At 41.8% G+C, this 12,340-nt stretch carries 10 protein-coding genes; 4 read left to right on the forward strand and 6 right to left on the reverse strand.

Annotation, left to right across the window (positions count from 1 at the left end; all coding sequences use genetic code 11):
- From DUT71_RS01010 to DUT71_RS01030, 5 genes are all read right to left on the reverse strand, one after another.
- The gene (locus DUT71_RS01010) at nt 1-201 is read right to left on the reverse strand and encodes a hypothetical protein (RefSeq protein ID WP_113661070.1); all 201 of its coding nucleotides are present in this window, start codon (nt 199-201) and stop codon (nt 1-3) included.
- A 4-nt stretch (nt 202-205) separates the two neighbouring features.
- On the reverse strand, nt 206-412 hold the full coding sequence (locus DUT71_RS01015) for a DNA-binding protein (protein WP_113660665.1): 207 nt from the start codon (nt 410-412) through the stop codon (nt 206-208).
- A 51-nt stretch (nt 413-463) separates the two neighbouring features.
- Nucleotides 464-1,537 carry a DUF932 domain-containing protein gene (locus DUT71_RS01020; protein WP_113660666.1) on the reverse strand — a complete coding sequence of 358 codons (1,074 nt, stop codon included), beginning with the start codon at nt 1,535-1,537 and terminating at the stop codon, nt 464-466.
- A gap of 43 nt (nt 1,538-1,580) precedes the next feature.
- Nucleotides 1,581-1,973: a single-stranded DNA-binding protein gene (locus DUT71_RS01025; RefSeq protein WP_113660667.1), complete on the reverse strand. Its 393-nt coding sequence runs from the start codon at nt 1,971-1,973 to the stop codon at nt 1,581-1,583.
- Nucleotides 1,974-2,627: 654 nt separating this feature from the next.
- Nucleotides 2,628-3,878 carry a site-specific integrase gene (locus tag DUT71_RS01030; protein ID WP_113660668.1) on the reverse strand — a complete coding sequence of 417 codons (1,251 nt, stop codon included), beginning with the start codon at nt 3,876-3,878 and terminating at the stop codon, nt 2,628-2,630.
- A 532-nt stretch (nt 3,879-4,410) separates the two neighbouring features.
- On the opposite strand from DUT71_RS01030, the gene pdhA reads away from it, so the two are divergent.
- From pdhA to hisS, 3 genes are all read left to right on the forward strand, one after another.
- Nucleotides 4,411-5,406, forward strand: coding sequence for a pyruvate dehydrogenase (acetyl-transferring) E1 component subunit alpha (gene pdhA, locus DUT71_RS01035; RefSeq protein WP_113660669.1), 996 nt, complete (start codon nt 4,411-4,413; stop codon nt 5,404-5,406).
- A gap of 118 nt (nt 5,407-5,524) precedes the next feature.
- Nucleotides 5,525-7,171 carry a dihydrolipoamide acetyltransferase family protein gene (locus tag DUT71_RS01040; protein WP_113660670.1) on the forward strand — a complete coding sequence of 549 codons (1,647 nt, stop codon included), beginning with the start codon at nt 5,525-5,527 and terminating at the stop codon, nt 7,169-7,171.
- A 430-nt stretch (nt 7,172-7,601) separates the two neighbouring features.
- Nucleotides 7,602-8,984, forward strand: coding sequence for a histidine--tRNA ligase (hisS, locus tag DUT71_RS01045; RefSeq protein WP_113660671.1), 1,383 nt, complete (start codon nt 7,602-7,604; stop codon nt 8,982-8,984).
- A gap of 151 nt (nt 8,985-9,135) precedes the next feature.
- Here hisS and DUT71_RS01050 read toward each other — a convergent pair whose 3' ends face one another.
- The gene (locus tag DUT71_RS01050; protein WP_113660672.1) at nt 9,136-9,738 is read right to left on the reverse strand and encodes a thioredoxin family protein; all 603 of its coding nucleotides are present in this window, start codon (nt 9,736-9,738) and stop codon (nt 9,136-9,138) included.
- Between the two features lie 96 nt (nt 9,739-9,834).
- Here DUT71_RS01050 and DUT71_RS01055 point away from each other — a divergent pair, with 96 nt between their 5' ends.
- Nucleotides 9,835-12,333, forward strand: a complete 2,499-nt coding sequence (locus DUT71_RS01055; protein ID WP_113660673.1) for a TonB-dependent receptor domain-containing protein — start codon at nt 9,835-9,837, stop codon at nt 12,331-12,333.
- The last annotated feature ends 7 nt before the right edge of the window (nt 12,334-12,340 follow it).

Consider the following 12,340-nt stretch of genomic DNA (forward strand, 5'->3'; position numbering starts at 1 on the left):
CTAAAATTTTAAAGTTTCGTCTAATCGTTTTATTGTTGTCAGTTTCTCAAACATATCCGTCCAATAGGCTTTTAGCTTTTTGTCGAACTCTGAAAAACTTTTGTCCTCGTGTCGGTATTCTTTATATTGCCTTGCCATTTTAATGGCTTCTTTAAGGTTTGTTATCTCAATGGGGCAACCGTTCAAATCTGTTACTTGCATAGCTTTATGAGTGTGATTTTTCAGCGGTATAAACTCCATTTTCATAATAGCCAAATAGCTGTTCCCAAAGTCGTATTAGGCTATTGGTATCTACATAGAAATACTCGGTTCTACTGCAATAGATGATGTAAATAGCTTCGTCTTTGTATTGTGTTTCACGGCTCTTGTCTTTAGCCATACTTTTTGCTTCCTCTATTGTTTTTGCTTTCATATCCGTTGTTTTATAAGGCTACCACCGATTAAGGCGGTAGCCTGTTGTTATTTAATTAAGGTTTAGGATTTCCGCACCATCTAAGGCAAAATCACTACACAATTCAAATGCTTTTTGTGATTTGAGTTGGGCAGTACCACCCAATACAATACTTTGCAACTTGGCTTCATCGTTCTTATAATTTCTTACGTTCTGATAGTAGCCTGTAACAGCGTTGTACGCTCCGAACAATGTGCCTTTGGTAGTGTCCATTTGCTGTGTATCGCTTATCATTGCATACGCAAAAGCATCCTCAACGACATTTTTGAACACGGTGGAAATTTCATCTTCCGCCCCCTTTTTGATTAAATCCAAAGTTTCTTTATTCGGGCAAAGTGCCAATTGGATTAACTTTCTTACCTCTCGGTCTGTTACTTTTACTTTTGCCCAATTATTGAAAATGCCCTCTAATTGGTTGCTCAATGTGTTTGCAAGTCCCATAATCTTGTGAGCGTTCTCGATACGCTGTTTTGCTCCCGAAGTATGTTTGATACGGACTACATTGGTCATACTGCGTAGCGAAGCGTTCAGCGTGTTTTGGCAAACGATACGGATAGGAGTAAATGCGGCTGTGATACTTCCGCTACCATCGTGAGAAGTGGTCAGGAAAATGTACTTTTCCGTTACATCATCGCCATTCCCTACACGGATATAGTCGGGCAATTTGGCTGTGATAAAAATACGTTCTCCGTTGCCTAACGCTCCTGCGGTTTCGTACAGAATGCCCTCGCCACCGCCTACAATAGCATCAAAGAAATTAAAGGCTTCACGGTTTTGTACGATATGGTAATCCTTACCGACTACGCCCAATACTGCATTGTTATCGGTGCGTATGTTGGCGAAATAGTTAGGTACTTCCAATTCGCTACTGCCTATCTCTATGCCGTTGGCAGTTTCAATAATGCCCGAACCTTTTGTAAATAGTGGGGATTTTACGACTTCGTAATCTAACCCTGCGTATTTGATAGCTTCCTCGCTTGTCGGGTATTGTTCCACGATTTGCCCTAATCCGTGCCACGCTTTTTGCTGAACGCTGAAAAATGAATAACGTCCTGTTCTCTCGTTGAAATTGATATTATGTGCCATTTTGATAAAATTTTGATGTTAAAAAATGATTGAATGTTCTTGATTAAAATGGGAGGTCGTCATCTGTTCCCTGTACTGTAACCTTGTTATTATCGGCTTGTGCAGTAGCCTGTATGGTTTCGGTTCTCCTGCTACCTCCGTGCAGTTTGATGTTTGAGGTATGGAAATTCAGACCTGCTCTTGCTTCTCCGTCTTTGCTTACCCACGCCCTTGTACTTACTCGTCCTGTGAGTTCTACCAAAGTGCCTTTGGTCAGTAGCCTTGCCACCTTTGCAGAAATCCAATAGGCACAATCGAAGTAGGTTGTTTGCTCTACTCGTTCGCCCTGCTTGTTACGGTAGCTGTCGTTGGTCGCTACTGAAAAGTTTACTACCTGTTTTTCGTTCGACAATGTGCGTACTTCCGCATCTCTTGTCAGTCTGCCTGTGATGTTCATATCCTTTGATTTTTAGTGATTGATTTTGATTTGATTTTTTTTGATTTATTCGGCAATGAGAGGAGGTGCTGTTTCGTTTCATTACCATTTTCAATGCTTTTAATTTTCGTATCTGACATTTTTTTTATTCGTGTAAAGAGCCGGAGTATGCTATGTTTCGTTTCACGAGCATAAAAGGTTCGTGTTTAGGCGACACAAGGTTTTGGAAAACAAATACTACCCAACGGGTGGAGATTTTTTTACAAACTTGCTTGACCTTTTGTCGGCGTTAAGAACACGGAAATACCTTTGCTCTTGAAATGGGACAAAAAAGCATACGGTTCTTTGGATAAAAAAAATTGTGGAAGTCTAAGAAAATGGCATTGATAAATGGTTCCCAGTGAATTGAAATAACACTTCCAATTCGCTGGATTTATAAATGTTTTTTTAGTAGTGTGGCTGTGTAAGCCACCATAACAGGGATTTGAAAAATGCGGGCAAAAAGGAGTAGCGGAAGAGGGCATTTTTCAATTTTCTGTTTCGGAAGTAACCAAAAGCTCTTTTACTGCGGTGGGATTGCGTTAGGAAAGTAAATGTGCTTTGGCTACAAAAAGTATGGGCATAAAAAAAGCAGAACCGTTAAGTTCTGCTCTGTTGTGGAGTAATAAAAGCTAATCAGATTGCCGCTAAAAATGCTTCTTCCATAGCCTGAAATTTTGGGGCAACTAAATCCATATCCTTACTGATTTTTTGGCTTGTGATTTTAGCATAAATCTGTGTGGTTGAAATGTTTTTATGTCCCATCATTTTGCTAAGGCTTTCAAGCGGTACGCCCTCGGTCAAAAACATTGTTCCGAAAGTATGCCTTGCTGTGTGAAAAGTTACCTTTTGCTCCGTAATGATTTCCGCTTCGACAATCAATTTACCTACGTGAGTATTGCAGGTTACATTGGTCGGAACCGGGAAGATAAATTCATTCCTTGTTGTACCTTGATATTTCTCAATGATGCGTTTAGGGATTTCCATTAACCGAACATTGGAAGCAATATCGGATTTCTTTCTTCTGCTGATAATCCACTGATGACCGTCAAAGAAAGATTGAATGTTGTTCCTTGTTAGTTTTTTTATATCCGCATAAGCAAGTCCGGTAAAACAACTGAAAATAAACAGGTCTTTTACAAGTTCATACCGTGGGTGCGATGGTACGCACATCATCAGTTTTTCTACGTCTTCTTTAAGTATATAACCCCTGTCGGTTTCTTCCATATTGATTTCATAATCCTGAAACGGATTATCACGTATCAAGCCTTTCTTAATAGCCAGCTCTACCAGACTTAATACAGGCATAGTGTAAACCCAAACCGTATTATGGGAAGACTGTAAATCGTACCGGAGGTAAAAATCAAATTCACGGATAAAATCGGCAGTCAATTCCCGAAAAGCCATATCATCACGATGATAGCGTTCCTTTATAAAGGTAGTAAGATGATTGTAAACTGTGATATACTTGTTATAGGTACTTTGCGAACGTTCTTCCTTTTCGACCAATTTTTTAAAATCCTCATTTTGGTCGTTGAAGACTTTTAGTATTGCATCATCCATTACACCAACACCTAAGAATGAGAGCTTTACTTTTTGGGCGGTAGCAAAGCCCTCATGCTTGAGCATATCTTCATAAATCTTGTCGATACGCCCACGTATATTATCGAGTTTTTTATTAATGCCCAATGCTTGCGCACTTTTACCCTCAACTCTTCCGTACTTTAAATCCCAATTATTGGGGTTTATTTCTAACTTTGTCCCGAAAGTTTTAGCTGTTCCATCAATGGTAATACGTGCCATAATCGGGGCATTACCATTCTTTTTCAGTTCGTTCTTTTTCAAATAGAAAAGTAGTTTAAACGTGGACTTTTTTGTCTGTTCCATAACTCAAATGTTTAATGTTTAAAATTAAATTACATTGAGTTACAAGGGAATGTAAAAATGGGTGCAAAAGACTGAAATATAATCAGTTAAGCTATATTGTTACCTTTATTAATCGGTAACGAATTAGTAACCTAACCTTGTATTTTCAAGCCCAATACCTATCAGACACCGAGTTCCAAACTAAGACTACTGTTTTATAAAGCATTGTATAGCAACGGTTTTAATCGTTTTGCTTATTTTTGCTTTTTACTAATCTTTTTTGTTAAAAAACTAATCTTTTTTAGCACAAAATCAGAAATTAGGCCAAAGCACTCCAATGCCAAATAAAATTTCTGTTTTTAAAGGCTTTGAGTTTTACCCAATCAACACAAAATGAATAGTGTAAAATTTACCATTTCCAAAAATGGTTTAAAAAGCAGTACAGCAAGGGGTTTAACCACTACTTATTGATGTTTTTACATTAACACGTATAAAAAAATACAAGAAAATAGATTAGATTTGCTCTCGTAAATAAAAAATTTATCATCAAAACATGAGTGCAGTAGAAATTAATAAAGATACCTATTTGAAGTGGTTTGAATCGATGTTGCTGATGCGCAAGTTCGAAGAAAAAACTGGACAACTTTATGGTCAGCAAAAAATCAGGGGTTTTTGCCATTTGTACATTGGGCAAGAAGCCGTAGTGGCAGGGGCAGTTTCTGCCATGCAAAAAGGCGATTCAATGATTACTTCTTATAGAGATCACGCTCATGGTTTAGCATTGGGAATGAGCGCTAACAGCATCATGGCCGAAATGTATGGCAAAGTAACCGGCTGCTCAAAAGGCAAAGGTGGCTCAATGCACATTTTTAGCAAAGAGCACGACTTTTATGGCGGCCACGGTATTGTAGGCGGGCAAATGCCTTTAGGTGCCGGTATCGCTTTCGCAGAAAAATATAAAGGTACCAACAACGTAAACATTTGCTACATGGGCGATGGGGCCGTACGTCAAGGTGCGCTGAACGAATCGTTCAACATGGCTATGTTATGGAAACTCCCAGTGGTTTTTGTTTGCGAAAACAACGGTTATGCCATGGGAACTTCGGTAGAGCGTACTACCAACATGATGGACATCTATAAAATTGGTTTAGGTTTTGATATGCCTTGCGCCCCAGTGGATGGTATGGATCCGGTAGCGGTACACAATGCCATGGACGAGGCCATTCAACGTGCCCGTGCCGGCGAAGGACCTACTTTCCTGGAAATGAGAACCTACCGCTACAGAGGACATTCCATGTCGGATCCTGCAAAGTACCGTACCAAGGAAGAATTGGAAGAATACAAAGCAAAAGATCCAATTGAACAAGTAAGAGAGGTTATCCTTAAAGAAAAATATGCTGACGAAGCTTGGATTACCGAAATTGAAGAAAAAGTAAAAAGCATCGTAGACGAGTCGGTAAAATTTGCCGAAGAATCTCCTTGGCCACAACCAGAAGAGTTGTTCGACGATATCTACGTAGACACCAACTACCCTTTTCAACAAGTTTAATTTTTAATTAACCATCTCGTCATGCTGAATTTTATTTCAGCATCAGTGAAACAGGCCCCGGAACGAGTTCAGGGTGACGAAGACATAAAAAGACAAGCATTCAAATAAAGATATAGCAATGGCTGAAGTAATTAAGATGCCCAAAATGAGCGACACCATGACCGAAGGGGTTTTGGCAAAGTGGCACAAAAAGGTAGGCGATAAAATAAAAAGTGGCGATGTTTTAGCAGAAGTTGAAACAGACAAAGCAACCATGGACATGGAGTCTTACTGGGATGGCACACTACTCTATATTGGTGTAGAGGAAGGCCAGGCAGTACCAATTGACGCCCTAATGGCAATTGTAGGTAAAGAAGGCGAAGACTACAAAGCACTTTTGGAAGCTGAAAAAGGCGGCACCAAAGCCGAAACCAAGCAGGAAACGCCAAAAGAAGAAGCTAAAACCGAAGCCGCTCCCGCTCAAGGTGGCGGTTTGAGCGAGGCAGAACTTTCTGCAAAAGGTATTACCGTAATCCGCATGCCTTTGCTAAGCGACACCATGACCGAAGGCGTTATTGCCGAGTGGCATAAAAAAGTAGGTGATAAAGTAAAAGACGACGATGTACTTGCCGACGTAGAAACCGACAAGGCTACGATGGAAGTAATGGGCTACGCTACGGGCACTTTATTACATATTGGCGTACAAAAAGGCGAAGCCGCTAAAGTAAACGGCATCATTGCTATTGTAGGTCCTGAAGGAACGGATGTTTCGGGCATTTTAGCTGCCGGCGACGCTCCTGCCAAAAAAGCCGACACAAGCCCTGCCGCTGAAGCTCCAAAAGAGGAAGCAAAAGCCGAAACCGCTCCTACAGCAGTATCAAATGCTAACGGCGGCCGTATCATCGCATCGCCTCTGGCCAAAAAAATTGCCAAAGAAAAAGGAATTGATTTAGCACAAGTGGCCGGTAGCGCAGAAGGTGGCCGTATCATCAAGAAGGACGTAGAGAACTTTACACCTTCGGCAACAGCTGCTAAAGCTGAGGCACCTGCTGCTTCACCTGAAAAAGCTGCCGCAGCGCCTGTAATCCCTACTTATGTTGGCGAAGAAAAATATACCGAGAAACCAGTATCGCAAATGCGTAAAGTAATTGCTAAGCGTTTGGGCGAAAGTTTATTTACAGCTCCACATTTCTACTTAACCATCAGTATTGATATGGACAACGCCATGGCTGCTCGTACCCAAATCAACACGGTTGCTCCTGTAAAAGTATCTTTCAACGATATCGTGATTAAAGCCGTTGCCGTAGCCTTGAAAAAGCATCCAGCGGTAAACTCATCATGGGGCGGCGATAAAATCCGCTTCAACGAACACACCAACATTGGTGTAGCTATGGCTGTTGAAGATGGTTTATTGGTTCCTGTAGTTCGCTTTGCCGATGGCAAATCATTATCGCACATCTCAGCTGAAGTTAAAGAGTACGGCGCCAAAGCCAAAGCAAAAAAACTAACTCCTGCTGACTGGGAAGGCTCAACCTTCACCGTATCCAACTTAGGCATGTTCGGTATTGATGAGTTTACTTCAATCATCAACTCTCCCGATGGAGCTATTTTATCCGTAGGCGCTATCCAAGCAGTTCCTGTAGTTAAAAACGGCGCAGTTGTTCCCGGCAACGTAATGAAACTAACCCTAGGCTGCGATCACCGTGTAGTTGACGGCGCAACTGGCGCAGCCTTCTTACAAACATTAAAACAGTTGTTGGAAGCTCCGGTTACATTATTAGCATAATCGTAAGGCTCGTCATCCTGAGCCTGTCGAAGCATAAACCATACAAAGCCCCGAAAATTCGGGGCTTTTTCTTTTAAAGCCAATTCCATAACGTTAAATATGGCCTACAGCATCGAACCAGCAGACAGAATCAGGGAGCATCTAGCGTTTCAACCGGAAAGAATACGTTGAATGTTGGCTTAACCTATGCCTCGATTTCAATGAGCAAGCCAAATCATCGAAATAAAATCCAGCAAAGCAATTCCCTGCAACTATTCACGTCCGTCCTGCTTTCGCTCATAGCCCTCGGTTTCGTTGCACTCCACCTGCGGGCTAATCCGCTCAATCAGGTTTAAAATGCAGCGCCTGTAGCGCGCCGTCGTCATGGCAAGGCACCAAGCAATGACGAGAATACGTATATTTTCTCACCTTAATTAAGTACTTTTGCGGCATGTCAGTAACCAAGCCAAGCTTACCCAAAGGAACCAGAGATTTTTCGCCCATCGAGATGGTGAAACGCAACTATATTTATGACACCATTAAAACCGTTTTCAGGAAATATGGCTACGCCGAAATACAAACGCCTAGCATGGAAAACCTGCAAACCTTAACAGGCAAATACGGTGACGAGGGCGACAAACTGATCTTTAAAATCCTTAATTCAGGAGATTATTTGGCTAAAGTTGACGAAACCCTACTAGCCACCCGCAACTCTAACTTAGCAACTTCTAAACTATCAGAGAAAGCGCTCCGCTACGACCTAACGGTGCCTTTTGCCCGTTACGTGGTGATGCACCAAAACGATATTGCTTTCCCTTTCAAGCGTTTCCAGGTACAGCCGGTGTGGCGTGCCGACAGGCCACAAAAAGGACGCTACCGCGAGTTTTACCAATGTGATGCCGATGTAGTAGGTTCTACATCCCTATTAAACGAGGCTGAGTTTATTTTGATTTATCACGAAGCCTTAAGCAAACTGGGACTGAAAGATTTCACCATTAAAATCAACAACCGTAAAATATTAAGCGGCATTGCCCAAATTATTGGCAAGCCCGAACTTATTGTTGACATGACCGTAGCCATCGACAAGCTAGACAAAATTGGCCTAGATGGCGTTGCCAAAGAACTATTAGAGCGTGGCTTTACCGAAGCTGATATCGAAAAACTGAAACCAGTTATTTTGCTGGAAGGTTCTAACGCTGCAAAGCTAGCCAGCTTGAAAACCGTCCTATCAGCTTCCGAAACTGGCTTAAAAGGGATCCAAGAAATCGAAACAGTTTTCAACTACGTGAACAATCTCGTAACCAACAACCCAAAACTCAACACCCAAATAGAATTAGACATTACCCTGGCCAGGGGACTTAATTATTACACAGGTTGTATTTTCGAAGTAAAAACCAATGAAGTAGCCATGGGCAGCATCGGCGGTGGCGGTCGTTATGATGACTTAACGGGAATGTTTGGACTGAAAGATCTTACCGGTGTGGGCATTTCCTTCGGTGCCGATCGTATTTATGATGTACTCGAAGAGCTAAACCTTTTCCCAACTTCAGCACAACAAGGCACCAAAGTACTCATCAGCAATTTTGATGAAAAAGCAGAGCTATATGCCCTGCCAATACTACAACAATTAAGGGAAGCTGGCATTCCTTCAGAACTTTATCCAAGCTCGGCCAAGCTTAAAAAACAAATGAGCTACGCCGATGCCAAAAATATCCCTTACGTGATTTTAATTGGCGAGGAGGAGATGCAAAACAATTTGCCTACCCTAAAGGATATGGCCAGCGGAGAACAACAAAAATTATCCGCAGCAGAAATTATTGAGCAGTTGAAATAAGCACAAGGCCTGTCATTTCAACCGTGCCGGAAAACCGAAGCTCTACGAAGTAAAATCTTTGGATTTGCCATGATACAAAGATTTCTCCGTTCCACTGTGCCCCAGTCGAAATGACGTACAATTAACGCCGTGACCAAAATGATGGTTCCTGTTAAAGCAGCTGTTTCAACAATTCGTTGAGCTCCTGCTGTGTGGCTGCGGTTTTGTCCTTAGCGTACCACCCATGAAGCTTTTCGGCCAATTCAGGCATTTCCACCCCTTCAGTTTTCCATTGGGCTAACAAACCTTGTAAAACCGCAGGCCGAGGTCCCCACTTGGGCAACAATAAATTCCCTGCTTCATCCAATACCAAAAGTACCGGAATTGACCTGCCACCGTTAGTTAGATGGGCATCAATTAGCGGCAGATTTTTATCACGCAACGTAAGTTTCAGCTGAAGTTTATCAGGCGCCGCCAAAACTATTTTGTTTATAACCGGCACTATTTGTGCCGCATCACCACACCAACCTTCCGTAATCACCAAAAAGTGGTATTTACCTTTAATCCCTTTCAGGGTTTCTAAAAGTTTTTCGTCCAGCACAGTGGTTTTATCCACCCTGTTCATACGTTGCACATTCATTTTGGTGTAGTGCAGCATGGCTTCCGAATTGTCGGGACCAGTAGTTTGTCCCTGAGCCAAAAGCTCATCTACTAAATGTCTATAGCTAGGATAAGCTAGCGCTTCTTTATCAAAAATATTACTGTAATTAAGCATAAAAACGCTGTAATAAAATGGTTACGCCCTTTTTTTAAATCTTTATTTGACGAGATTTGTGCCCTTATTAACACACAACACTTCAACTGAATTTAAATGGATAGGATTAAGCGCAAAGTTCTTTTATTAGCTGCTGTTATTTGTATTGCAACTGTAAAAATTTACGCACAATCGGGTAATACCGGAAAGATAAGTGGCAAGATCGTAGATGCACAAACCAATGAAACCATTCCCTACGCTTCGGCAATAGTATTGGACAGAAAAACAAAAGCCACCGTTAGAATTGTCCAATCTGATTTGGACGGGAATTTTGCCATTCCCAATTTGGCTGATGGCACATATACCTTTAAAGCCAGTTATGTAGGCTACCAAACCATGGTTAGGGATTCTGTTTCCATCACGGGCGCTTTGAAAAGCATCAACTTAGGTACCATCAAAATGAAAACGGGCAAGGGAAACTTGCTTAACGAAGTAACGGTTACCGCCCAAAAACCAACCATGCAATTGGGTATCGACAAAAAAGTTTTCTCGGTAGATCAAAGCGTAGTTAGCGAAGGCGGCTCGGCCACTGACGTGCTACAAAATGTACCTTCTGTGCAAACCGACATGGATGGAGGGGTTTCGTTAAGGGGTTCGGCCGCCAGGGTGCTCATTGATGGCAAACAATCGTTAATTGGCGGCGGCGATGTTGCCCAGATCTTGGCATCAATCCCCGCAAGTTCCATCGAAACCATCGAGGTAATTACCAATCCCTCTTCTAAATACGATGCTGAAGGGCAAACGGGTATCATCAACATTGTTTTAAAGAAAAACAAGAAACTAGGTTTTAATGGAAATGTGGCCTTAACCGCTGGAAACAGGGACAACTATAATGGTTCTACCAATCTGTCGTTTCAAAATAAAAACATTAACCTTTACGCCAACTACAGCTACCGTTATGGCAACAGGCCTGGCAACGGATACAATAATACGTTTTATCAAAGCGGCGTAAGAGGCGGAGGCTACATTAACCAAAGCAACAACTCCAACGAGTTAGAAAAAGGACATAACGTTAAATTGGGCATAGACTACAATCTCACGGATAAAAGTACCATAAGCTTATCAGGTGGCTTTAATGTTAGAAATAGCGACGAGATAGAAAATATTAGCTTTAGCGATTATGATGCCGCTAATGCCCCGCTAAACTTATCCAATCGTGCCAACACCCGAAATCGTAAAGGGAACAACTACGACTTAAGTTTAGATTTTGTACAAAAATTCAAGAAAAAAGGTGCTGAATTAACTTTTAACGCTAGTTACGCCACGGGCGATAACGACACTTATCAGTATTTTGACACCAAAAAGTTTTTCGAAAATGGTTCGTCAATTACGCCTTTATTTTTTCAACAACGTACCGTTAGGCCTAGCGATAACAAGAACTACAATGTACAGTTAGATTATACCCTGCCATTAACCGAAACTTCACGTTTAGAAGCGGGCTATAGAACCCAGTACCGTGTTTCAAATAGCAGAACCGTTGCCGATTCGCTAATCAACGGCGCCTATGAGTTTAGCCGTACGCTAAGTAACGATTTTAATAGCGATGATTATGTGCATGCGGTTTACGTAAACTATCAGAACCAGATCAAAAACTTTGGTTACCAAGTTGGTTTAAGGGGGGAAGATGCGGCGCTAGAAACTGAAATGGGCGCCTATGATGTGGCTCAAAAAATCAGCTATACTCCAGGAAGGGTTGCCTACACCCGTTTATATCCAAGTATTTTCTTGACCCAAAAACTTAAAAACGAACAACAACTTCAGTTAAGCTATAGCCGCCGTGTTAACCGTCCGCGTGGCTGGGATACCAATCCATTTTTAGATGTTTCGGATCCAATTAACCACCGTATGGGCAACGTGAATTTAATGCCCGAAGATGTGCACGCCTTTGAGTTTAGCTACAGCAGGTTCTTTAAGAAATTCTCCCTGGTATCCTCGGCCTATTTCCGTCAAACCAACGATGTGATCCAACGCATCAGGATTGATGATTATAACGGCCAGCAAGGAGTTAGCCTAACCGTTCCCCAAAACCTTACCAGCGCAAAAAATAGCGGTATGGAGTTGATCGGAAAGTTTGATGTTTCCAAAAAATGGAACTTTACGACCAACTTTAATTTGTACTACAGAAAAATTGAAGGTGTAGCGGCATTTGGAACCACAGATGTTGATGGAGTTTCTTACAACGCCAATATTACCAACAACATTACTTTGCCGTACAATATCACCCTACAACTAAGAGCAGATTACCGCTCGGACGAAGTGACCGCACAAGGTACCTTTAAGGCAATGTACGGCTTTGATGCAGGTGCAAAAATGGACCTGATGAACAAACGAGCAAGTTTAAGCTTTAACATCAGAAATTTGTTTAATACCCGCAAATTCCAAATGGAGTTTGATAATACCAACCCGGCTAACACAGGATCAACCATTAACTTTAGCAGAGCCAGGGCCGGTAACATGGGATCGTTAACATTCTCCTACCGCTTTGGAAAAACAGATTTTAACCAAAAGAGAAAGAAAACCCAGGAAGCCCCTCGATCAGACGAAGAGAATTTTTAACGACAGG

The organism is Pedobacter nanyangensis (genome assembly GCF_003313505.1).
In the GTDB taxonomy this organism is placed as follows: domain Bacteria; phylum Bacteroidota; class Bacteroidia; order Sphingobacteriales; family Sphingobacteriaceae; genus Pedobacter; species Pedobacter nanyangensis.